The following is a 22,270-nucleotide window of genomic DNA, read 5'->3' as shown; positions in this document are numbered from 1 at the left end:
TCACACCAGCTTCGCGATGTCGGCCAGGAGGGCGCTGATCCGGGGTCCCGCGGCCTGGCCGGCCTCGATGACCTCGGCGTGGGAGAGCGGCGTCGGGCTGATCCCGGCGGCGAGGTTCGTCACGAGCGAGACGCCGAGCACCTCCAGGCCGCAGTGCCGGGCCGCGATGGCCTCGAGCGTCGTGGACATGCCGACGAGGTCGGCGCCGAGGACCCCGGCCATCCGCACCTCGGCGGGCGTCTCGTAGTGCGGCCCGGGGAACTGGGCGTACACGCCCTCGGGCAGCGTCGGGTCGACGCGGTGCGCGAGCTCGCGCAGGCGCGGCGAGTACACGTCGGTCAGGTCGACGAACGTCGGCCCCTCCAGCGGGCTGCGGGCCGTGAGGTTGATGTGGTCGGAGAGGAGGACGGGAGTGCCCGCGCCCCACTCCTGGTTGAGCCCGCCGCAGCCGTTCGTGAGGATGAGCGTCTCCGCGCCCGTCGCGGCGGCCGTGCGCACGCCGTGCACGACGGCGCGCACCCCCTTGCCCTCGTACAGGTGCGTGCGCGAGCCGAGCACGAGGGCGTGCCGCACGGAGCCGTCGGCGCGCTCGACCCGGATGGACCGCGTCACCGAGAGGTGGCCCGCGACCGCGGGTGCGGAGAAGCCGGGGATCTCGTGCGTCGGGACCTCGGCGACGACCTCGCCGAGCAGCTCCGCGGCGCCGCCCCAGCCCGACCCGAGCACGAGGGCCATGTCGTGGCCCTCGACCCCGGTGGCCTGCGCGATGTGGTCGGCCGCGGCCCGGGCCACGAGGAAGGGGTCGGTCGCGGGATCGTCGAGCGGGGGTGTGCTCGGAGGCGTCGTCGTCATGGTCGCAAGGCTAGTCCGTCCCCGGGCCCGCGACCTGACGAGCACCGCCGTCCCGTGCGGCGCGCCGGACCTGCCGCGACGTCTCGCATGCTGACACCGAGGGACGCGACGGCCTGACAGAATGTCCGGCGTGACGCACGTGAGCATGGACTCCTCGACCGCCCCGGACAGCACCCGCATCGTCGTCGTGGGGGGTGGGCCCGGCGGCTACGAGGCCGCCCTCGTCGCCCGTCGCCTCGGCGCCGACGTCACCGTCGTCGAGCGCCACGGGCTCGGCGGCGCGGCCGTCCTGACGGACGTCGTCCCCTCGAAGACGCTCATCGCCACCGCCGACTGGATGACGATCGCCGAGCGCGCCGCCGAGCTCGGCATCCGCCTCCCCGTCGACACGGCCAAGGCGCAGCACCCCGCGATGCGGCGGCACATCGTCGACCTCGAGGCCGTGAACACGCGCGTCATGGCGCTCGCGGCGGCGCAGTCCGCCGACATCCACGCGCGGCTCGAGCGCGAGGGCGTGCGCGTCGTCATCGGCGAGGGCCGGCTCGACGGCCCCGAGCGCGTCGTGGTCGACGCGCCCGACGGCACCGACGGCCCGCTCGTGCTCGACGCGGACGTCATCCTGCTCGCGCTCGGCGCGACGCCACGCGTGCTCCCGACCGCGCAGCCCGACGGCGAGCGCATCCTCACGTGGACGCAGCTCTACAACCTCTCCGAGCTCCCGGAGCGGCTCGTCGTCGTGGGGTCGGGCGTCACCGGCGCCGAGTTCGCGGGCGCGTACAACGCGCTGGGCTCGGACGTCGTGCTCGTGTCGAGCCGTGACCGCGTGCTCCCCGGCGAGGACGCCGACGCCGCCGAGCTGCTCGAGGGCGTGTTCCGCTCGCGCGGCATGACGGTCATGTCCCGCTCGCGCGCCGAGTCCGCCGAGCGCACCGAGGACGGCGTGCGCGTCACGCTCTCCGACGGCCGCGTCGTCGAGGGCTCGCACGTGCTCATCGCCGTCGGCGCGATCCCCTCGACGAGCGGCATCGGCCTCGAGGAGGCCGGGGTCCGGCTCACGCCCAGCGGGCACGTCGAGGTCGACAAGGTGTCGCGCACGTCGGTGCGCGGGATCTACGCCGCGGGCGACTGCACCGGCGTGCTGCCCCTCGCGTCCGTCGCGGCGATGCAGGGCCGCGTCGCCATGTCGCACGCGCTCGGCGACGCCGTCGTGCCGATCAAGCTGCGCACCGTCGCGGCGAACATCTTCACCGCGCCCGAGATCGCGACCGTCGGGTACAGCGAGGAGCAGCTCAAGGCGCAGAGCAGCAAGTACGTCACGACCGTCCTGCCGCTCGCGCGCAACCCGCGCGCCAAGATGCTCGGGATGCGCGACGGCTTCGTCAAGCTGTTCGCCCACCCGGAGGCGGGGGTCGTGCTGGGCGGCGTGGTCGTCGCGCCGCGCGCGAGCGAGCTCGTGTTCCCCATCACGCTCGCGGTCTCGCACCGCCTCACGGTCGACGACGTCGCGTCGGCCTTCACCGTCTACCCGTCGCTCAGCGGCTCGATCGCCGAGGTGGCGCGCATGCTGCACCACCGGGAGGACTGAGCACTCGGCGGTCCCGGCGGGCGCGGCGCCTCAGCCGAGCGCGGCGACCAGCCGACGGGCGCTCGCGGCGGGGTCCTCGGTGCCCGTGACGAGCGTGCGGTGCGCGAGGCTCCGCGTGCCCGGGTCGTCGAACCACTCGGCGAGGAAGTCGTGCCCCGCGGGTCGCCAGTCGGTGCCCTTGGCGGCGAGGGAGCGGGCGCGCAGCACGCCGAGCGCGTGCTCGCGGTCGGTGCTCGGCAGCACGAGGACGACGTGCGGGACGGGCGCGAGCGCGGCGCGGACGCGGGCGAGCTGCGCGGGGTCGGTGTACGACGCGTGCCCCGCGCCGAGCGCCAGCACCGAGCCCGGGTGCTCCGCGACCGCGCGCTCCGTCGCGTGCGCGCGGGCCGGCTCCCACTCGCGCTCGGCCGCCACGCGGCCCACCACGCCGACGCGCTCGACGAGGCGCTCGACGCTCCAGCCGACCTCCGGGTAGTAGCGGTCGGCCACGGCGTCGAGGTCGACGAACGGCACCCCGAGCCGCTGCGCGACGAGCGCGCCGAGCGTCGACTTGCCGGTCGCCGCGGGACCGAGCAGGACGAGGACGGGCGCCGAGGGACGAGCGTCCGGCACGTCAGAGCCGTCCGTCGAGACGCAGGCTCCCGTCGGCCCAGGCGAGCTCGGTGAGCTGGAAGCCGGGGAACGTGTGCTCGAGCACGCCGCCCAGGAGCGCCTGCACGTCGACCGCGACGCGCGCCTCGGGCAGCACGCGCACGGCCTCGGGCGGCAGGCCGTGCGAGCGCAGGGCGCCCTGCAGCGGCGCCTCGACGAAGCCGAGGAGCTTGTGGGCGGGCAGGCCGGCCGCGCTCGCCTCGACCGCGAGCACCGCCGTGCCCGCGACGACGGACTCCACCCGCAGCGTCGCGCGGACGACCGGGACGAGCCGGGCCGCGAGCCGGAGGGCCGACGGCGGGTCGGGCACCTCGCGCAGGTCGACGACGACCCGCACGTCGTCGCCCTCGCTCGCGACCGACCGCACGTACGGCGGCAGGCCGCCCGTCGCGCGGGCGATCTCGACGGCCTCGGTCACGGTCAGCTCGATGCGCACCCGTCGACCCTAACCCGCCGCCCCGCGCCCGGGTCGGGCCGCGGGCGCCGGGATCCCGGGCCGAGGTGGCCGGGACGGGTCTCAGTCCTGCGCGCGGAGCTCGGCGAGCAGCGGGCGGTGGTCGGACGCCGTGACGTCGAGGACCTCGACCGACCGGAACGTCACCGCGGGGGAGCCGAGGACCCAGTCGATCCGGTGCGCCGGGGCCACGGCGGGCGACGTGAGCGCCGCGGGGTCGCCCGCGACGTCCTGCCCGCTCTCGAGACCGGCGTCCTCGAGGAGGGCGATCTCGTCCCAGCCGGGTTCCGCGTTGAGGTCGCCCGCCAGGACGTACGCGTCCCCGACCTGCTCCGCGGCGAGGAGCGCGTCGAGCTGGTCGAGCCGGGTCGGGGTGTTCTCCTCGCGGTGCTGCACGTGCACCGACGTGACGCGCACCGGGACGCCCGCGGCGTCGACCGTCGCGGAGACGGCCGAGCGCTCCTGGGGACCGGCGCCGTAGGGGAGGGCGTGGCGCACGACGTCGGTGAGGTCGCCCCGCAGCGGGTCCCAGAGGATCGCGTTGCCGAACTGGCGGTCGGCCGCGGGCGCGAAGACGACCCGCATGCCGGTCGCGCGCGCGAGGTACGTCGCCATGTCGGCGCCGCCGCCGAGCACCCAGCCGCGGGACACCTCCTGGAGCGTCACGACGTCGGCCCCGGACTCCGTGATCGTCGCCGCCATCTCGTCGAGCCGGACCGACGGGTCGGCGCTCACGCCGTAGTGCAGGTTCCAGTCCAGCAGCCGGAGGTCGCCCACCGGGTAGTCGGCGACGGCGGACGTCGTCGTCGGCACGTGGACCTGGGAGACGCCGACGAGCGCGAGCAGCGCGACCGCGCCCCCGAGGGCGAGCGCGAGCGGCCCGCGCTCCCGAGGGGCGGGCCGCTCGTCGTCCGGGGTCGGCGCGGCGCGGTGCGCACGCCTCCCCGCGACCACGGCGGGGACGGCCACCGCGAGCGCGGCCGCGACGGGCAGCAGGGTGTGAGGGAACGGCAGCGGCACGTCGTACTCGAGCTGGTAGCCCAGCAGCGGGACGGCGACGCCGAGACCCGCGGCGCTCGCGGCGCCGGCGAGCCGGAGCCACGTGAGCGGCAGCGCCGGGCGGGTCAGCGCGAGGGCGAGCGTGCGCCCCGCGACCGGGACCAGCAGCACGAGCAGGGCGAGGAGCACCCAGCCCCACGCGCCCGGCCCGTCGACCCGGGGGACCGCGAGCAGGACGACGGCGACGCCCACCACGAGCACCGCGGGCGGGAGCCACACACCGGGCCGGGACCGCGCGGGTCGCGGGACGGCCCAGGCCGTGAGCAGCGCGGCGACGGCGAGCCCGGCGACCGCGAACGGGAGCGCGACCCCCGTCTGCGCCGCCGCGAACGCCGGGTTGACCGACACCTGCACGGCGAGCGCGACGAACGGGCCGAGCACCCACAGCCCGCGCGACCCCGGCAGGGCGTCGCGCCCGCGCAGCACCCACGCGCAGGCGAGCGCGGCCCCCGTGACGACGACCGTCACGACCCACGCGCCGACGTCGACCCGCCAGTAGGCGTCCCACGTGCCCAGGGCCGCGCTCAGCGCCGCGGCGAGGAGCGCGCCGAGCACGACGCCCAGGGCCACGAGGCGGCCCCGCGCGAGGCCGTCGGCCGCGCCGGGGCGGGCGCCGCTCGCGGACCCCGCCACGAGGACGAGCACGCCGATCCCGAGCGCGACGGTCGCCAGGCCCACGCCGTACCGGACGAGCCCGAGGTCCGCGCCCGAGGCGATCGCCGTGCCGAGCGCCTGGAGCACGAGCCGCGCCACGACGAGCGCGGAGACGGCGAGCAGCACGACGCGGCCGGTGAGCTCGAGCCGCGCGGCGATCATCGCGACGAGCAGCCCCGGCGCCGCGTACGTCGCGAGGGCCGTCAGGGCCACGGTGACGACCCCCGCGGAGAACGCGTGGTCGAGCAGCGGGCCGCTCGACCGCACGAGCTCGACCACCGTCGCCGTGACCGTGACGACGAGGAGCAGGAGGGCGAGGTCGGCGCGGTCGCGCGGGACGACGGGGGCCGGCGCGGGGTTCACGAGGTGTGACGCTACCGCCCCGGGCGCGCGCGGCACAGGACGGCCGGCGTGCGGGCGGGCGGCGTCGGTGCTCGGGACGCCGCCCGGGCCCTCAGTCCTCGGACGGGTCCTCGAGCAGGGCACGCAGCCCCGGCCAGGCGTCCGCGAAGGCCGGGAGGAGGTCGAGGCCCGCGACGTCGTCGACGGGGACCCACCGGACCTCGATGCTCTCGGCGTCGGTCGCACGCGGCTCGACCGGCGTGCCGTCCACGACCTCGGCGAGGACCGTCGTGTACCGCCACGGGCCGTGGTCGAGCACGCGCTCGCCCACGACGCGCACGGCCGCGGGGTCGATCCCTGCCTCCTCCTCCGCCTCGCGCAGGGCTCCCTGCGCGGCGGTCTCGTCCGGCCCGACGGCGCCCCCCGGCACGCCCCACGTCCCGCCCTGGTCGGACCACGGGGCCCGGTGCTGGAGCACGACGTCGGTCGGCCGCCCGGTGCCGTCGCGCCGGGCGAGCAGCAGCCCGGCCGCCCCGAACAGCCCCCAGTGCCGACGTCCGCACGCGCACTCGACCCAGCCGTCGCCCGGCTGGAGGTGGCGGGGGAGCCGGGTCGGCGGCTCGTCGGGGTCGCGGGGGGCGGTCGGGATCGTCACGAGCCCCATGCTGCCAGCCCGGTGCCGTGCCCCGCCGCGCGCGGCGGTGCGCCGTCGGCGAATTCCGTGGACCGTGTGGGTGGCGCCCGGCACGATGTCCGGGTGAGCCATACGCCGTACGAGAACACCGACGCCGCGCCCGCGGACGCCGTCGACCGTCCCGCCGAGGACGACACGCTCGCCCGGCCCCGGTGGCGCCGGGACACCGCGGTGTTCCTCTCGGGGCAGACGGTCTCCCTGTTCGGCTCGATGCTCGTCCAGTACGCCGTCATGTGGCACCTGACGATCGAGACCAAGTCCGGCTCGGTGCTCGCGCTGAGCACGCTGTTCGGGTTCCTGCCGCAGGCCGTCGTCTCCATCTTCGGCGGCGTGTGGGCGGACCGGGTGAACCGCAAGGTGCTCGTGATCGCCGCCGACGCCACGATCGCCGTGACGACGCTCGCGCTCGCGCTCCTCATGCTGGGCGGGGCCGACGACCTCTGGCTCATCTACGCCGCGCTGGCCGTCCGCTCGACGGGCGCCGGCGTCCAGACCCCGGCCGTCGCGGCGCTGCTCCCGCAGATCGTGCCCACGAGCAGGCTCCTGCGGGTCAACGGCATCAACCAGTCGATCCAGTCCGCGATGATGCTCCTCGCCCCCGCGGTCGCTGCGGCCCTGTACGCGAGCCTGTCCCTGGTCGCCGTGTTCTTCGTCGACGTCGTCACCGCCGCGATCGGGATCGGGCTCCTCCTGCTCGTGCCCGTCCCGACCCTCGCGCGCGCCGCCGCGGGTGAGCGCGCCGGGTACTTCGACGACCTCGTCGAAGGGTTCCGCTACCTCGGGTCGCACCCGTTCGTCCGGTGGGTGCTGGGCCTCTACGCCGTCGTGTTCCTGCTCATCGTCGCGCCGTCGTACCTCACGCCGCTCATGGTCGCGCGCACCTTCGGCGAGGAGGTCTGGAAGCTCACCGTCAACGAGGTCGCGTTCTCCGTCGGGATGCTCCTCGGGGGCGTGCTGCTCGCGACGTGGGGCGGCCTCAAGAACCGGATCGCGATGATCGTCGGCTCGACGTTCGTCTTCGGCCTGCTGTCGGTCGCGATGGGCGTCTCGACGAACATGTGGGTGTTCTTCGTCTTCATGTTCCTGCTCGGGCTCTCCGTGCCGCCCTTCTCCACGACGTCGATGACCGTGCTCCAGGAGACCGTCGAGCCGGAGCGCCAGGGCCGGGTCTTCGGGTTCGTCGGCATCGTCATGGCGGTCTCGATGCCGCTCGGCATGGTCGTGTTCGGCCCGCTCGCGGACCGCTTCTCCGTCGAGTCGTTGCTCGTCGTCTCCGGGGTCCTCATGTTCGTCGTCGTGACCGTCGCCGTCGCGCTGCCCTCGGGACGGCGGGCGATGCGCGCCGCCGCCCAGCCCGGCTGACAGCAGGCAGACGGCGAGCTCGGCACCCGCGGTCAGGATCGGCAGTCGGTGCTACCGAACTCGACCTCGGGTGCCGAGCTCGGTCGGAGGTGCCGATCTCGGGACGACCGCGTCCACCCCGACAAGGTGCCGGGGCGGGACGCGCAGGTCAGTCGACGATCTCGCAGATGGCGGTGCCCGAGCTGACGCTCGCGCCCGCGGTCGCCGAGAGCGAACGGACGGTGCCGGCGCGGTGGGCGAGGAGGGGCTGCTCCATCTTCATCGCCTCGAGCACGACGACGAGGTCGCCCTCGGCGACCTGGGTGCCGTCGACCACGGCGACCTTGACGATCGTGCCCTGCATGGGCGAGGCGAGCGTCGTGCCGGACCCGCCGCCGTTGGACTTCGCGGCGCTGCGGCGCGCGGGGCGTCGGGCGGCGTTGGCGGTGCGGGCGCGCCCGGCGGCCATGCCGAGCCCCGCGGGGAGCACGACCTCGAGCCGCTTGCCGCCGACCTCGACGACGACGCGCTCGGTGGCGAGCGGCTCGTCGTCCTCGTCCACGGGCGCCGCCGGGGCCGGTGCGAGCGTGGCGAGCCGGTCGGCGAACTCGGTCTCGATCCACCGGGTGTGCACGCGGAACGGCTCGTCGTCGGTGGGGACGAACGCCTCGGCGTCGAGCACGGCTCGGTGGAACGGGACGACGGTCGGGATGCCCTCGACCTCGAGCTCGCGCAGGGCGCGGCGGGCGCGCTGGACGGCCTGCTCACGCGTGGCGCCGGTGACGACGAGCTTGGCGATCATCGAGTCGAACGCGCCGGAGATCGTGTCGCCCTCGACGACGCCGGAGTCGACGCGCACGCCCGGCCCGGACGGGAAGCGCAGGCGCGTGATGCGCCCCGGGGCGGGGAGGAAGTTGGCCGCCGGGTCCTCGCCGTTGATGCGGAACTCGATCGAGTGGCCGCGCACCTGCGTGGAGGTGTACCCGAGCGGCTCCCCGGCGGCGATGCGCAGCTGCTCGCGCACGAGGTCGATGCCGGTGACCTCCTCGGAGACGGGGTGCTCGACCTGCAGGCGGGTGTTGACCTCGAGGAAGGAGATGGTGCCGTCGGCGCCCACGAGGAACTCGCACGTCCCGGCGCCCACGTACCCGGCCTCCCGGAGGATCGCCTCGGACGCCATGTACAGCTCGGCCTCCTGCGCGGCGCTGAGGAACGGCGCGGGAGCCTCCTCGACGAGCTTCTGGTGGCGACGCTGGAGCGAGCAGTCGCGCGTGGAGACGACGACGACCGTGCCGTGCTCGTCGGCGAGGCACTGGGTCTCGACGTGCCGGGGGGTGTCGAGGTACCGCTCGACGAAGCACTCGCCGCGCCCGAACGCCGCGGTCGCCTCGCGGACGGCGGACTCGTAGAGCTCGTCGATCTCGTCGGTGGTGCGCGCGACCTTGAGGCCGCGGCCCCCGCCGCCGAACGCTGCCTTGATCGCGATGGGCAGCCCGTGCTCGGCCGCGAACGCGTGGACCTCGCTCGCGTCGGCGACCGGGTCGGGCGTGCCGGGCACGAGGGGGGCGCCCGCACGGTGCGCGATGTGGCGGGCGCTGACCTTGTCGCCGAGCGCGTCGATCGCGGCGGGCGGCGGGCCGATCCAGACGAGCCCGGCGTCGAGCACGGCCTGCGCGAACTCGGCGTTCTCGGCGAGGAAGCCGTACCCGGGGTGCACGGCGTCGGCGCCGGAGCGGCGCGCGACGTCGAGCAGCTTCGCGATGTCGAGGTAGGTCTCGGCCGCGCGCGTGCCGCCGAGCGCGAACGCCTCGTCGGCGAGGTGCACGTGCAGGGCCTGGCGGTCGGGGTCGGCGTAGACCGCGACGGACGCGATGCCGGCGTCGGCGCACGCGCGCACGATCCGGACGGCGATCTCGCCACGGTTGGCGACGAGGACCTTGCTCAGGGGGCGGGTGGGGTTCGCGGGCACGGCTCACGGTAACGCGTGCGCACGGCGCGGTTCACGCTCCTGCGCGCGGTACCGGACAAGATTGGAGAACAAACCAAGCCGCGCCGAGGGCGGTTGTCGGAAACCTCCATAGCGGCCCGTCCCTGGGCTCCGTGAGGTGCGCGGCGTTGTCCGGCCTCGACAACGGGCGCCGCGCAGCGCGTCAGGCGCGCAGCGCGTGCCAGGCCACGCCGACCTCGCGCAGGAGCGACCGCACGAGCGGCAGGCTGATCCCGACGACGCCGTGGTGGTCGCCCTCGATCCGCTCGACGTACGGGCCGCCGAGGCCGTCGACCGTGAACGCGCCGGCCACGTGGAGCGGCTCGCCGCTGGCGACGTACGCGTCGATCTCGTCGTCGGCGAGGTCGGCGAAGTGCACGACGGTCGAGCTCGTCGCGCCCACCGCCGCACCCGTCCCCCCGGCGTCGGCCGGGCGCAGGTCCACGAGCCAGTGCCCGGTGTGCAGGACGCCGGCCCGGCCGCGCATGGCGCGCCAGCGGGCGCGCGCGTCGTCCGCGTCGGCGGGCTTGCCGAGCACCTCGCCGTCGAGCTCGAGCATCGAGTCGCACCCGACGAGCAGCGCGGCGTCGTCCTCCGGCGTCCCTGGGGCGGTCGCGTCGAGCGTGCGCACGACCTCCTCCGCCTTGGCGCGCGCGAGCACGAGCACGGCGTCGACGGGCGCGAGCCCGCCACGTTCCGCGGCGGCGTCGCGCAGCACGGCGTCCTCGTCGACCCCCGACACGCGCACCAGCGGGTCGACGCCGGCCGCACGGAGCGTCGCGAGGCGGGCGGGGGAGCGGGAGGCGAGGAGCAGTCGGAGCACCCGCGCAGACTACCCGGCGCGGCTCGCGGCCCCGGCTACGCCAGGAGCAGCGCGGCAGCGAGGAGCACGACGGGCGAGCCGACCGTCGTGACGAGGATCGTGTCGCGCGCGAGGATCTCGCCGCGCCCGAACCGTGCCGCGTAGTTGTAGACGTTCTGCGCGGTGGGCAGCGCGGCGAGCGTGACCGCCGAGGCGACGGCCGCGTCGTCGAGCCCGAGCACGAGCCGGGCGACGACGAACGCGACCACCGGCATGACGACGAGCTTCGCGGCGCTCGCGACGCCGACGGCCGCGCGCGGCTCGCCGCGCCGGAGCGGGCGCGTGCCGTGCAGCGACATGCCGAACGCGAGCAGGATCATGGGGATCGCGGCGCCGCCGAGGATGTCGAGCGGGGCCATGACCGCGACCGGCGGCGTCCAGCCGCTCACGGAGACGACGGCGCCCGCGAGCGACCCGAGGATGATCGGGTTGCGCACGGGCTGGGCGAGCACGAGCCGCCACGACGTCCGTCCGGTCGTCGTCGCGTCGAGCACGAGCAGCGTGAGCGGCGCGAGCACGAGGAGCTGGAGCAGGAGCACCGGCACGACGGCCGTCGCGTCGCCCAGCACGTAGACCGCGACGGGCAGGCCGATGTTGTTCGCGTTCACGTATCCCGAGCCGACGACGCCGACCGTCGCCTCCGGGGCTGGCAGCCGCAGCCAGAGCCGATCGACGGCCACGAAGACGCCGGCCGTGACGACGGCGGAGGTCGCGGCCACCGCGAGGGGCGCATGGAACAGCGCGCCGACGTCGGCCCGGGCGAGGACGGTGAACAGCAGCGCCGGGCTCGCGACGAAGAATCCGACGCGGTTGAGCGCGGTCCGTGCGTCGGGGCCCCCGACGTCGAGACGTGCGGTGACGTACCCGGCGGCCACGACGACGGCGATGACCGCGAAGCCGGTGAGGACGGCGCCCATGGGCTCAGAGCACCCGGGCGCCCACCGGCCCGGGACGGCGCGCCGCCGTCCCGGGCCGGCCGTGCGCGGGGGTCACGACGAGAGCGCGTCGCGCAGCACGTCGAGGCCCACGGAGCCGAGGTTGAGCGCACGCTCGTGGAACGCCTTCGCGTCGAACTGCTCGCCGCGGGACTGCGCCGCGGCGCGCGCGTCGTCGCGCGTGGCCTCCCACAGGCGCTGCCCGACCTTGTACGACGGCGCCTGCCCCGGCCAGCCGAGGTAGCGGTCGAGCTCGAACCGCACGAACGAGTCGGGCATGTTGACGTTCGCGCGCAGGAACGCGAGCGCCTTGTCGGCGTCCCACGTGCCACCGCCCCACTCCTGCGGGGCGGGGAGCCCGAGGTGCACGCCGATGTCGAGCACGACGCGCGCGGCACGCATGCGCTGCGCGTCGAGCATGCCGAGGCGGTCGCCGTCGTCGTCGAGGAACCCGAGGTCCGCCATGAGGCGCTCCGCGTACAGGGCCCAGCCCTCGCCGTGGCCCGAGACCCAGCACGCGAGGCGGCGCCACGTGTTGAGCGTCGCGCGCGCGTACACGGCCTGGCCGCACTGCAGGTGGTGGCCGGGGACGCCCTCGTGGTAGACGGTCGTCTTCTCGCGCCACGTGTTGAACTCGGTGACGTCCGCGGGCACGGACCACCACATGCGGCCCGGGCGGGAGAAGTCGTCGCTCGGCGGGGTGTAGTAGATCCCGCCGGTCTGCGTCGGCGCGATCATGCACTCGAGGTCGAGCACCGGCGCCGGGATGTCGAAGTGGACGCCGTTCAGCGCGGTGACCGCGGCGTCCGAGGTCTCCTGCATCCAGGCCTTGAGCGCGTCCGTGCCGAGCAGCTTGCGGCTCGGGTCGGCGTCCAGCGCCGCGACCGCGTCCTCGACGCTCGCGCCGGGGCCGGCGATGCGGCGCGCGATCTCCTCCTGCTCCGCGACGACGCGCGCGAGCTCCTCCAGACCCCACGCGTACGTCTCGTCGAGGTCGACCTCGGCGCCGAGGAACGTGCGCGAGAAGAGGGCGTAGCGCTCGCGGCCGACGGCGTCCTCGGTGCGGGCCTGCGGGGCGAGGGTCGTCTCGAGGAAGTCCGCGAGCCGGCCGTACGCCTCGCGCGCGGCGGCGGCGCCGTGCTCGAGCTCCTTGCGCACGAGCGAGCACGCGGCGGAGTCGTCGAGGACGGCGTCGGCCTCGGGGCCCGAGACGAACGTCGTGAAGAAGGAGCCCTGCGGGTCGGCGAGCTCGCGTGACTGCGCCACGCCGATCCGCACCTGGCGGATCGCGGCGACGTTGCCGCGCGACGCCGCCTCCGCGAGCGACGCCATGTAGCCGTCGATCGCGCCGGGAAGGCCGTTCAGGCGGGCCGCGATGTTCTCCCACGCCTCGACCGTGCCCGTCGGCATGATGTCGAAGACGTCGCGCAGCTCCTGCACGGGCGACGCGATGTTGTTGAGGCTCGCGAGCGGCTCGCCGGCCTCGTGCAGCTCGAGCTGCAGGCCGATGCGCTCGCGCATCGCCGCGAGGGTGACGCGGTCGACGTCGTCGACCGGCTCGAGACCGTCGAGCTCGCGCAGCACCGCGCGGTCGGCCTCGGCGCGCGCCTCGTGCCCGGCGGGGGACAGGTCGGTGACGAGGTGGTCGTAGCCGGACAGGCCCATCGAGGTGGCGGCCAGCGGGTCGAGCTCGGCGACCTGCGTGACGTACGCCTCGGCGACGGCGTCGATCGGCGTGGGAGTGCGGTCGGGGGTCCCGGCGGAGGCGCCGGCGGGGGTGGTGGTGGTGTCGCTCACCCGGACGAGACTACTCGGCGCGGGGCGGGCGCTCCGTCGGATCCTCCGGGACTTTCGGCCCGTCCTGAGGTGCCCCGTCGCCCGCGACCGGGCGTCCCCCGCGCAGCGCGGCGAGCAGGTCGTCGGCCCAGTCACGGTGGTAGCGCACGAGCAGCACGCCGGTCGCGTCCTCGTCGTCGGTCGCGTGCCAGACGGCGACCGGGTCACCCGGGCGCGGGCCCGCCGTGCCGGTGGGCGCGACGATGCGCACCGGGCGCGCCGTCGCCGCGCCCGAGCTCGTCGTGACGACGAGCGTCCCGCGCACGTCGTGCGCACCGGGCTGCGGGGCGTCGGTGGTCGGTGCGGGCACGGTGAGCGTGCCCGTGGCCCGGACGGGGGCGGCGAGCAGCGCGTCGCGACCGCGCGCGAGGCGCGCCGTGGCGCGGTCGTCTTGGTAGCGCACGAGCGCGAGCACGGCCGTCAGCAGCAGGCCGAAGGTCGCGACGACGACGAGCGCCTCCGGCACGGGCCAGCCGCGCGACGCGCCCGCGCGCTGGTAGACGAGGAGCGCGACCGTCGGCACGAAGGCGACCGCCCAGGCCCAGCGTCGCCACGCCGCGACGGGCGCGACGGGCGGCAGCGCCGTCGGGTCGGTCTCGACGGCGTCGGCCGTCGGAGCCTGCTCCACGAGCACCGCCCGCTCGGGCAGCCGACGCACGCGCGGGGAGGTGCCGGGCGTCGTCACGAGCGCAGGCTCCAGCGCCAGGAGTCGGCGTTGTGCCGTCCCGAGCGCCCACCGAAGCTCTTCGCCGTCGCGCCGTCGCCCGTCCCGCGCAGCACGCGCGCCCGGTTGGTCCACTCGTCCACGGGCGCGACGTCGTCGGGCACGTCGCCGGCCGCGGCCGCCGCGGCGAGCCCGGCCACGAGCGCGGCGACCTCGAGATCGTCGGGGGCGCCGCGCACGACGCGGACGCTCGGGGCACCGGGCACCGGCTGCTGCTCGCTCACGCGTCGTCCTCGTGCTCGTCCGTGCCGCGGACCACGCCCCACTCCGGGACGTCGTAGCCCGCCTCGGTGAGGCGCGCCTGCGCCTCGTGGCCCCACGAGTCCAGCAGCCCGACGACGTCGTCCAGGTCCGGGCCGCCGGGGCGCGAGACGACGACGTACTCCAGGGTGAACGTGTCGTCCTCCAGGTCCGCGGGCGCGGCGTCCGCGTCGTCGGCCTCCTCGCCCTCCGTCGGCTCCCACACGGACGACGTGAGGTCGGGGTGGATGCCGAGCGCCTCGTGCAGCACGTCGAAGAGCTGGGCGTTGAGCGCGCCGACGCGCGCCTCGAGCGCGAGGACGCGCGGGTCCTCGTCCGCCTCCGACGCCCCGAACTCGGCGCGCACCCCCACGGCGGTGCCGACGTACTCGTGCAGCGCCGCGGCGAGCGCGTCGACGACGGCGTGCATCGGTGCCGGGTCGACCGCGCCGAGCGGCGCGGGGCCGTGCGTGGCGTCCTCGTGGCTCATGACCGTCCTTCTCTCGGGCCGCTCGTGCGGCGGGTCGTCGGGGGCGTGCGGTCCGCGACGCTCACAGGGGGATGTTGCCGTGCTTCTTGGGCGGCAGGCTCGCGCGCTTGGTCCGCAGCGCCCGCAGCGCACGCACCACCTGCACGCGCGTCTCGGACGGGCGGATCACCGCGTCCACGTAGCCGCGCTCCGCGGCGTCCCACGGGTTGACGATCGCGTCCTCGTACTCGGCGACGAGGCGCGCGCGCTCCGCCTCGACGTCGTCGCCCGCGTCGGCCGTCCGCTTGAGCGCCGCGCGCTGCAGGATGTTCACCGCGCCGCCCGCGCCCATGACGGCGACCTGCGCCGTCGGCCACGCGAGGTTGACGTCCGCGCCGAGCTGCTTGGACCCCATGACGATGTAGGCGCCGCCGTACGCCTTGCGCGTGATGACCGTGACGAGCGGGACGGTGGCCTCCGCGTAGGCGTAGATGAGCTTCGCGCCGCGGCGGATGATGCCCTGGTGCTCCTGGTCGACGCCCGGCAGGAAGCCCGGGACGTCCACGAGCGTGAGCACGGGGATGTTGAACGCGTCGCACGTGCGCACGAACCGCGCCGCCTTCTCGGCCGCGTCGATGTCGAGCGTGCCCGCCATCGCGAGCGGCTGGTTCGCGACGACGCCGACCGACTGGCCCTCCACGTGCCCGAACCCGACCAGCACGTTCTTCGCGAACAGGGGCTGCACCTCGAGGAACGCGCCCTCGTCGAGCACGTGCTCGATCACCGTGCGCATGTCGTACGGCTGCGAGTCCGAGTCCGGGACGAGCGCGTCGAGCTCCTCGTCCTCCTCCGTGACCGCGAGCTCGACGTCGTCGGGCAGGAACGACGGCGCGTCCGACAGGTTGTTCTGCGGCAGGTACGACACGAGGTGGCGCACGTAGTCGATCGCGTCGTCCTCGTCGCTGCCCAGGTAGTGCGCGACACCGGACCTCTCGTTGTGCGTCAGGCCGCCCCCGAGCTCCTCGAAGCCCACGTCCTCGCCCGTCACCGCGCGGATCACGTCCGGCCCGGTGATGAACATGTTCGACGTCTTGTCGGCCATGACGATGAAGTCCGTGAGGGCCGGGGAGTACACCGCGCCGCCCGCGCTCGGGCCGAGGATGAGCGAGATCTGCGGGATCACGCCCGACGACGCGACGTTGCGGCGGAAGATCTCCGCGAACTGCGTGAGCGCCGCGACGCCCTCCTGGATGCGGGCCCCGCCGCCGTCGGAGATGCCGATGAGCGGCACCCCGGTGCGCAGCGCGAGGTCCTGCACCTTGGTGATCTTCTGCCCGTGGACCTCGCCGAGGCTGCCGCCGAACACCGTGAAGTCCTGCGAGTACACGCACACCTGGCGGCCGTCGATCGTGCCGTGACCGACGACGACGCCGTCGCCCGCCAGCCGCTTCTTCTCCAGACCGAAGTTGTGGGAGCGGTGCTTCGCGAACGCGTCGAGCTCGACGAAGCTCCCCTCGTCGAGGAGCGCGTCGATGCGCTCGCGGGCCGTCTTCTTGCCGCGCGCGTGCTGCTTGGTCCGCGCTGCCTCCTCGGGCAGCCCGACCGCCTCCGCACGACGGCGGTCGAGGTCGGCGAGCTTCGCCGCGGTCCCGGTGAGGCGGGGCGCGTCGGCGCTCTCGGTCGTCGCGGGCGAGGTCGTCGCAGAGTCCGTCACGCACCCGAGCCTAGTTGGAGGATCGCACCCACTCGATGCGGCCGCCGCCAGCACCGCGGGGGCCCGGATTGGTGGGTACCCACAACTCGGCCGGTCGCAGGTCGGCCGGTCCCCGCCTCGTGCGGCGCCCGCGCGGTGCGCGAGGATGGCGGGCATGGCGACCGCGCACGACCCCGAGACCCCGTCCGGCGACGAGCGACCCCCGCTGCGGGCCGACTTCCTGCGCGAGCTGCTCGTGGCGCCCGCCGGGCCGCTCGCCCGGCTCGAGGTCGTGCCCGAGTCCGCGTCCACCAACGCGGAGCTCGCGGACGCCGTCGCGCGCGACCCGGCGGCGTGGCCCGCTCCCGCGCTCCTCGTCGCCGAGCACCAGCCCGGGGGCCGCGGCCGGCTCGGCCGCTCGTGGACGACGCCGCCCCGCACCGCCCTGCTCGGCTCCCTCCTCCTGCGGCCCGACGTGCCGCGCGAGGCCCTGAGCTGGCTCCCGCTGCTCGCCGGGCTCGCGACCGCCCGCGCGCTGCGCGCCACCGCCGGCGTCGAGGCCGTCGTCAAGTGGCCCAACGACGTCCTCGTCCCCGACCCCGGCGCGGGCGAGCCCGCACCGCTGCGCAAGGTCGCCGGCATCCTCGCCGAGGTGCTGCCCGACGGCGGGGTCGTCGTCGGCGTCGGCCTCAACGTCGCGCAGCGGCTCGACGAGCTGCCCGTCCCGACCGCCACCTCGCTCGCCCTCGCCGGAGCCGCGACCACCGACCGGGAGGTCGTGCTCGTCGCGCTGCACGAGGCCTTCGGCGAGGTCCTCGCGCGCTGGCAGGACGCCGGGGGCGACGCGCACGCCGCCGGGCTCGACGCCGACTGCGCCGAGGTCAGCGCGACGCTCGGCACGCGCGTGCGCGTCGAGCGCGTCGCGGGCGGGGACGTCGTCGGGCTCGCGACCGGGCTCGCCCCCGACGGCGGCCTCGAGGTCCGCCTCGACGACGGCACGACGACCGTCCACCACAGCGGCGACGTGCACCACCTGCGCCCCCACGCCTGACCGGCCCCCGGACTACCCCTCGAGATCGGCGGTCCGCGGCCGGATCGGCGGTCGTGCGTGCCGATCTCGCGTGCGCCTGCCGACGTCGACGAGCCCGGCCGAGGAATAGGATCGCCGGGTGCCAGTGGACCCGGAGAACGAGCTCGCCCCCGCACCGTCCGCGACGACCGCGGAGGACGGCGCGCCGACCACCGAGGCCGAGGCGACCGAGGCGGTGCTCGACGAGGCGCTCCTCGGCGGACCCCGCACCCTGACCGTCGAACGGCTCGCCGAGCGGGCCGGCGTCGACGAGGACCGCGTCCGCGCCTACTGGCAGGCGCTCGGCCTCCCGCTCACCGAGGGCGAGGAGCACGCCTTCACCGAGCGCGACGCGCAGGCGCTCGCGGACGTGTTCGCGTTCGCCGAGCAGGAGCAGCTCGACCAGCGCGCGCTCACGACGCTCATCCGTTCGACGGGGCACACGACCGAGCGCCTCGTGCTGTGGCAGGTCGAGGCGCTCGTCGAGCACCTCACGCGGCGCTTCGACCTCGACGACACGAGCGCGCGCCTGCTCGTGCTCGACCGGCTGCCCGAGCTCGCGCCCGTCCTCGAGGAGCAGCTCCTGCACGCGTGGCGGCGCCAGCTCGCGGCCGTCGCCGGGAGGTTCGCGGTCGAGTTCTCCGACGCCCGCGCGACCGCGGTCGACGAGCACGAGCTCCCGCTCCCGCGTGCGGTCGGGTTCGCGGACATCGTCTCCTTCACGCAGCGCACGCGCGGGCTCGGCTCGAGCGAGCTCGCCGAGTTCGTGCAGCTCTTCGAGACGAGCGCGCGCGACGTCATCACCGCGGCGGGCGGTCGCGTCGTCAAGACGATCGGCGACGCGGTGCTCTACGTGGCCGACGACGTCGCGACCGGCGCGCGCGTCGCGCTCGGCCTGGCCGCGGCGGGCGGCCGCGAGGAGGACGTCGACGTGCCGCCCGTGCGCGTGAGCCTCGTGTGGGGCCGCGTGCTGTCCCGGTTCGGCGACGTGTTCGGCCCGAGCGTCAACCTCGCGGCGCGCCTCGTCGACATCGCCGACCCGACGACGGTGCTCGTCGACCGCGAGACCGCGGGCCTGCTCGCCGGCGACCAGCGGTTCGCGCTCACGGCGCAGCCCGAGACGGAGGTGCAGGGTCTCGGCACGATCGAGCCCGTGCGCCTCCAGTGGGCCTACCGCGGCTGACCGGCTGCGCCGGGCGCGCGGTCGCCGACGTCCGCCCGCCAGCGCAGGGCCCGGTCAGACGGCCTCGAGGAGCCCCGGGCCGTCGTTCGTCACCGAGTTGACCAGGGTCGAGATCTCGCGCGCGACCATGGGGACGTCGTCGTGCGGGCCGCCGAGCCCGAGGAGGTCGGCGGCGCCCCGCGCGTCGACCGCCGGGTCGAGCCACGCGTCCCAGGCGTCGGACGGCAGGGCGAGCGGCATGCGGTCGTGGATCTCGGCGAGGTAGGGCGCCGCGTCGGTCGTGATGATGGTCGTCGAGACGAGCCAGCGGTCCGGGTCGTCGTCCGCCTTGGTGCGGTCGCGCCAGAACTCGTAGAGCCCCGCGAACGCGGCGCTGCGCCCGTCGCCGGGCGCGATCCAGTACGGCTGCTTGGGGACCTTGCCCCGGCGCGCCGGCGCGCCCGCGGACCCGGCGGGGGACGCGCCGTCGGGCAGGACGCGCCACTCGTAGTAGCCGTCGGCGGGCACGAGGCACCGTCGCACGCCGAACGGCTTGGCGAACGCCGGCTTGTCCAGGATCGACTCCGCGCGCGCGTTGATCATCCGCGCGCCGCCCTTCGGGTCCTTCGACCACGACGGCACGAGGCCCCAGCGCGCGAGCCGCAGCGAGCGGCGCACCTCTCCCGTGTCCTTCGCGGCGCGCTCGACGACGATCCGCACCGGGTCCGTCGGCGCGAGGTTCCACGACGGCGGGAGGAGGCGCGCGTCGTCGGCCACGTCGGCGATCGCGAACTCGTCCGCGAGGTCCTGGGCGTCCCGGAAGGAGGCATAGCGTCCGCACATGCCTCCAGGGTGCCGCACGCCACCCACGCTCGCGCCGGGCCGGCGGGCGCGCGCACGGGGAGGGCCGCCGGGGGAGAGCAGGGTCACGCCCGGAAGCCCGGTCCGCACGCGATCGAATCGTTACGATGGGAGTCATGCCACCCTCCTCGGTCGACCCCGCCGTGCCCCGACCGAGATCGTCCGCCCGCTGGGTCCTGCTCCTCGGCGCGCTCGCCACGCTGCCCGCGCTCACGGTGGACATGTACCTCCCGCTCCTGCCCGAGGTGGGCGCCGAGCTCGGTGCGCCCGACTCCCTCGCGCAGCTCACGCTGTCCGGCATGCTCCTCGGTGGCGCGGTCGGGCAGCTCGTCATCGGGCCGCTCTCCGACCGCTACGGCCGTCGTCTGCCCGTGCTCGTCGGGCTCTCGCTGCACGTCGTCACGTCGCTCCTGTGCGCGTTCGCGCCCAACATCGGCATCCTCGTCGGCCTGCGCGTGCTCCAGGGGTTCTTCAACGCGTCCGCGTCCGTCGTCGCGATCGCCGCCATCCGCGACCGGTTCACCGGGTCCGACGCCGCGCGCGTCCTGTCGCGGCTCATGCTCGTCATCGGGCTCGCGCCGCTCCTCGCGCCCTCCATCGGGTCGTTCATCGGCGCGCACGCCACCTGGCGGGCGGTCTTCTGGGTCCTCGCGCTCGGCGGCGTCGTCCTGGGCGCGATCGTCCTGTTCTTCATGCCCGAGTCCCTGCCGCTCGAGCGGCGTCGCCCCGCCGGGGCGCGCACCGTCCTGCGCGGGTACGCAGGCCTCCTGCGCGACCGGCACTTCGTCGCGCTCGCCGTGCTCCCCGGCCTCGGGCAGGCCGTCCTCATGAGCTACGTCGTCGGCTCACCCTTCGTCCTGCAGGAGGGGTACGGGCTGAGCCACGGGCAGTTCGCGCTCCTGTTCGCCGTGAACGGCATCGGGCTCGTGCTGTCGGCGCAGGCGAACGCCGCGCTCGTCCGCCGCGTCGCACCCGTGCGGCTGCTGCGGACGGCGCTCGTCGTGCAGGGCGTGTTCGCCGTCGGCCTCCTCGTGGTCGCCCTGACGGGGGCGGGCGGGATCGTCGGGATCGTCGCCGCGCTGTTCCTCGTCCTGTCGATGCAGGGCCTCATCCCCGCGAACGCCTCCGCGCTCGCGCTGACCCGGCACGGCGAGATCGCCGGCACCGCCGCCGCGGTCATCGGCGCGTTCCAGGCAGGCGTCGCGGGGCTCGTGAGCCCGCTCGTCGGCGTCCTCGGCGGCGACGCCGTCGCGATGTCCACCGTCATGCTCGGGGCGGTCGTCGCGTCGATCCTCGTGCTCGCGCTCGCCACGCCGGCGTTCCGCCGCGGGGGCTGGCACACGCCCGTCTGACCCGGTCTTCGCCGCCCTTTCACACGTCCTCCCGCTGGTCCGGCGCACGCATTCGCGCCCGACCATCTACTCTCGGACCGTGCCGAAGACCGCCCCCGCCTCGCCGCCCGCACGCGCGAGGTCCCGCGCGACGCAGGAGACACGCTCCCGCAAGGGGGCGCCGGACAAGCCCGCCGGGGGCCCGCACCACGCCCGCGCGCTCCGCTCGCACCGCGTCGCCCGGGCGATCGGGCTGGTCCTCACCGGCGCGTTCGTCTTCCTGGCCGTCGGCGCCGGAGCCGTGTACCTCGACCTCAAGTCGAAGATCACCGTGAGCGACGTGTCCGAGTACGTGGTCGGCATGCCGACCGAGGAACCACCGAAGGACCCGTCCGACCCGTTCGCCGGCAAGGCGCTCAACATCCTCGTCATGGGCACGGACTACCGCGACGCCGAGAACGCCGCGCTCGCGGGCGAGGAGGAGGGAATGCGGTCCGACACCACGTTCATCGTGCACGTGTCCGGCGACCGCACGCGCATGGAGGTCGTGTCGATCCCGCGCGACTCGCTCGTCGACCTGCCCGCGTGCAAGCTTCCCGACGGGTCGATGTCCTCGCCGCGCCGCAACACCATGTTCAACGAGGCGTTCCAGATCGGGTCGGGCGGCGTCGACGACATGGACGCGGCCGCCGGCTGCACGATCTCGTCGGTCTACAGCCTCACGGGCGTGCCCATCACCAACCACGTCGTGGTCAAGATGACCGGGGTCGTCGGCGTGGTCGACGCGATCGACGGCGTGACCATGTGCTTCCCGGAGCCGATCAAGGAGGATCCGCGGTACGGCACCCTCGACCTGCCCGCCGGCGAGCACACGCTCAACGGTCACGAGGCGATCGGTTTCCTCCGGGCACGGCACGGCAAGGGCATGGGACTCGAGATGGGCTCCGACCTCACGCGCATCGCCCGACAGCAGGCGTTCATCGACTCGGCGGTGCGCGAGCTGCTCTCGCAGAACATCATCACCAACTCGCCCCAGCTCTACGGGGTCATCGAGGCCGTGCTCGGCTCGATCAGCGCGGACCCCACCATCGCCGACCCGACGGCGCTCGCCGGGCTCGCGTTCAGCCTGCGGGCCATCAAGCCCTCCGAGGTCGTCTTCACCCAGGTCCCCGTCGTGGACGCGGCGAGCGATCGCAACCGCGTCGAGTGGACGGCGGAGGCCGACGCGATCTGGCAGCGGCTGATCGACGACGCACCCCCGCCCGGCCACGAGCCCGTCACGGACCCGCGCGACGACGCCACGGCCCCCGCGGACGGCGCGACCGACCCCGGAGCGGGGACCGACCCGGGCACCACCGACCCCGGGACCGGTGCCGTCGACCCTGGCACGGGCGCGACGGACCCGGGAGCGGGGACCGACCCGGGTGCCGGCGCGACGGAAGCGCCACGCGACGGCGTGTGCCCCTGAC

General features: G+C 75.3%; 20 protein-coding genes. 6 read left to right on the top strand and 14 right to left on the bottom strand.

Features of this window, described 5'->3' with window-relative positions; translation table 11 throughout:
- The gene (locus tag E1O70_RS08825) at nucleotides 1–852 is read right to left on the bottom strand and encodes a purine-nucleoside phosphorylase (RefSeq protein ID WP_043651298.1); all 852 of its coding nucleotides are present in this window, start codon (nucleotides 850–852) and stop codon (nucleotides 1–3) included.
- A 121-nt stretch (nucleotides 853–973) separates the two neighbouring features.
- Between E1O70_RS08825 and E1O70_RS08820 the strand changes: the two genes are divergently transcribed.
- Nucleotides 974–2,437, top strand: a complete 1,464-nt coding sequence (locus E1O70_RS08820) for an NAD(P)H-quinone dehydrogenase (RefSeq protein WP_061267658.1) — start codon at nucleotides 974–976, stop codon at nucleotides 2,435–2,437.
- Nucleotides 2,438–2,467: 30 nt separating this feature from the next.
- On the opposite strand, the gene E1O70_RS08815 is transcribed toward E1O70_RS08820, so the two are convergent.
- The 4 genes from E1O70_RS08815 to E1O70_RS08800 form a co-directional block, all read right to left on the bottom strand.
- The gene (locus E1O70_RS08815) at nucleotides 2,468–3,049 is read right to left on the bottom strand and encodes a shikimate kinase (protein ID WP_061267659.1); all 582 of its coding nucleotides are present in this window, start codon (nucleotides 3,047–3,049) and stop codon (nucleotides 2,468–2,470) included.
- A gap of 1 nt (nucleotide 3,050) precedes the next feature.
- Nucleotides 3,051–3,524 (bottom strand): hypothetical protein, encoded by a 474-nt coding sequence (locus E1O70_RS08810; protein ID WP_061267660.1) that lies wholly within the window; start codon nucleotides 3,522–3,524, stop codon nucleotides 3,051–3,053.
- A gap of 81 nt (nucleotides 3,525–3,605) precedes the next feature.
- The gene (locus E1O70_RS08805) at nucleotides 3,606–5,618 is read right to left on the bottom strand and encodes an endonuclease/exonuclease/phosphatase family protein (RefSeq protein ID WP_061267661.1); all 2,013 of its coding nucleotides are present in this window, start codon (nucleotides 5,616–5,618) and stop codon (nucleotides 3,606–3,608) included.
- 91 nt (nucleotides 5,619–5,709) lie between these two features.
- Nucleotides 5,710–6,246 carry an NUDIX hydrolase gene (locus tag E1O70_RS08800; protein WP_370670911.1) on the bottom strand — a complete coding sequence of 179 codons (537 nt, stop codon included), beginning with the start codon at nucleotides 6,244–6,246 and terminating at the stop codon, nucleotides 5,710–5,712.
- 108 nt (nucleotides 6,247–6,354) lie between these two features.
- On the opposite strand from E1O70_RS08800, the gene E1O70_RS08795 reads away from it, so the two are divergent.
- Nucleotides 6,355–7,653, top strand: a complete 1,299-nt coding sequence (locus E1O70_RS08795) for an MFS transporter (protein WP_061267663.1) — start codon at nucleotides 6,355–6,357, stop codon at nucleotides 7,651–7,653.
- Nucleotides 7,654–7,801: 148 nt separating this feature from the next.
- Here E1O70_RS08795 and E1O70_RS08790 read toward each other — a convergent pair whose 3' ends face one another.
- From E1O70_RS08790 to E1O70_RS08755, 8 genes are all read right to left on the bottom strand, one after another.
- Nucleotides 7,802–9,601 carry an acetyl/propionyl/methylcrotonyl-CoA carboxylase subunit alpha gene (locus tag E1O70_RS08790; protein ID WP_240696652.1) on the bottom strand — a complete coding sequence of 600 codons (1,800 nt, stop codon included), beginning with the start codon at nucleotides 9,599–9,601 and terminating at the stop codon, nucleotides 7,802–7,804.
- A 181-nt stretch (nucleotides 9,602–9,782) separates the two neighbouring features.
- A complete protein-coding gene (locus tag E1O70_RS08785; RefSeq protein WP_061267664.1) occupies nucleotides 9,783–10,442 on the bottom strand; it encodes a Maf family protein in 660 nt (219 codons plus the stop codon).
- Nucleotides 10,443–10,477: 35 nt separating this feature from the next.
- Nucleotides 10,478–11,398, bottom strand: coding sequence for an AEC family transporter (locus tag E1O70_RS08780; protein WP_061267665.1), 921 nt, complete (start codon nucleotides 11,396–11,398; stop codon nucleotides 10,478–10,480).
- A 72-nt stretch (nucleotides 11,399–11,470) separates the two neighbouring features.
- A complete protein-coding gene (locus E1O70_RS08775) occupies nucleotides 11,471–13,213 on the bottom strand; it encodes a DUF885 domain-containing protein (protein WP_061267666.1) in 1,743 nt (580 codons plus the stop codon).
- Nucleotides 13,214–13,223: 10 nt separating this feature from the next.
- A complete protein-coding gene (locus E1O70_RS08770; RefSeq protein WP_061267667.1) occupies nucleotides 13,224–13,937 on the bottom strand; it encodes a hypothetical protein in 714 nt (237 codons plus the stop codon).
- Nucleotides 13,934–14,200, bottom strand: coding sequence for an acyl-CoA carboxylase epsilon subunit (locus E1O70_RS08765; protein WP_082774434.1), 267 nt, complete (start codon nucleotides 14,198–14,200; stop codon nucleotides 13,934–13,936). Before E1O70_RS08765 ends, E1O70_RS08770 begins: the two co-directional genes overlap by 4 nt.
- Complete coding sequence (locus E1O70_RS08760; RefSeq protein WP_061267668.1) at nucleotides 14,197–14,706, bottom strand: hypothetical protein; 510 nt, start codon at nucleotides 14,704–14,706, stop codon at nucleotides 14,197–14,199. The genes E1O70_RS08765 and E1O70_RS08760 overlap by 4 nt, the downstream gene beginning before the upstream one ends.
- Nucleotides 14,707–14,767: 61 nt before the next feature.
- On the bottom strand, nucleotides 14,768–16,399 hold the full coding sequence (locus tag E1O70_RS08755) for an acyl-CoA carboxylase subunit beta (RefSeq protein ID WP_061267669.1): 1,632 nt from the start codon (nucleotides 16,397–16,399) through the stop codon (nucleotides 14,768–14,770).
- A 154-nt stretch (nucleotides 16,400–16,553) separates the two neighbouring features.
- Here E1O70_RS08755 and E1O70_RS08750 point away from each other — a divergent pair, with 154 nt between their 5' ends.
- Both E1O70_RS08750 and E1O70_RS08745 read left to right on the top strand, forming a co-directional pair.
- Nucleotides 16,554–17,429 (top strand): biotin--[acetyl-CoA-carboxylase] ligase, encoded by an 876-nt coding sequence (locus E1O70_RS08750; RefSeq protein ID WP_061267670.1) that lies wholly within the window; start codon nucleotides 16,554–16,556, stop codon nucleotides 17,427–17,429.
- 118 nt (nucleotides 17,430–17,547) lie between these two features.
- Nucleotides 17,548–18,630 carry an adenylate/guanylate cyclase domain-containing protein gene (locus E1O70_RS08745; protein ID WP_369824877.1) on the top strand — a complete coding sequence of 361 codons (1,083 nt, stop codon included), beginning with the start codon at nucleotides 17,548–17,550 and terminating at the stop codon, nucleotides 18,628–18,630.
- A gap of 54 nt (nucleotides 18,631–18,684) precedes the next feature.
- Here the strand turns inward: E1O70_RS08745 and E1O70_RS08740 are convergent, their stop codons facing one another.
- The gene (locus tag E1O70_RS08740) at nucleotides 18,685–19,452 is read right to left on the bottom strand and encodes an SOS response-associated peptidase (protein ID WP_061267671.1); all 768 of its coding nucleotides are present in this window, start codon (nucleotides 19,450–19,452) and stop codon (nucleotides 18,685–18,687) included.
- A 134-nt stretch (nucleotides 19,453–19,586) separates the two neighbouring features.
- Between E1O70_RS08740 and E1O70_RS08735 the strand changes: the two genes are divergently transcribed.
- Together E1O70_RS08735 and E1O70_RS08730 are read left to right on the top strand one after the other, a co-directional pair.
- Nucleotides 19,587–20,822: a multidrug effflux MFS transporter gene (locus E1O70_RS08735; RefSeq protein ID WP_061267672.1), complete on the top strand. Its 1,236-nt coding sequence runs from the start codon at nucleotides 19,587–19,589 to the stop codon at nucleotides 20,820–20,822.
- Between the two features lie 79 nt (nucleotides 20,823–20,901).
- Entirely contained in the window at nucleotides 20,902–22,269 is a 1,368-nt protein-coding gene (locus tag E1O70_RS08730; protein ID WP_240696651.1) for an LCP family protein, read from the top strand.
- Nucleotide 22,270: the final 1 nt, after the last annotated feature.

Source organism: Cellulosimicrobium funkei, assembly GCF_004519295.1.
GTDB classification, from domain to species: domain Bacteria; phylum Actinomycetota; class Actinomycetes; order Actinomycetales; family Cellulomonadaceae; genus Cellulosimicrobium; species Cellulosimicrobium funkei.
The sequence above is the reverse complement of the archived record's forward strand: the minus strand, read 5'-3'. Positions and strand labels throughout refer to the sequence as shown.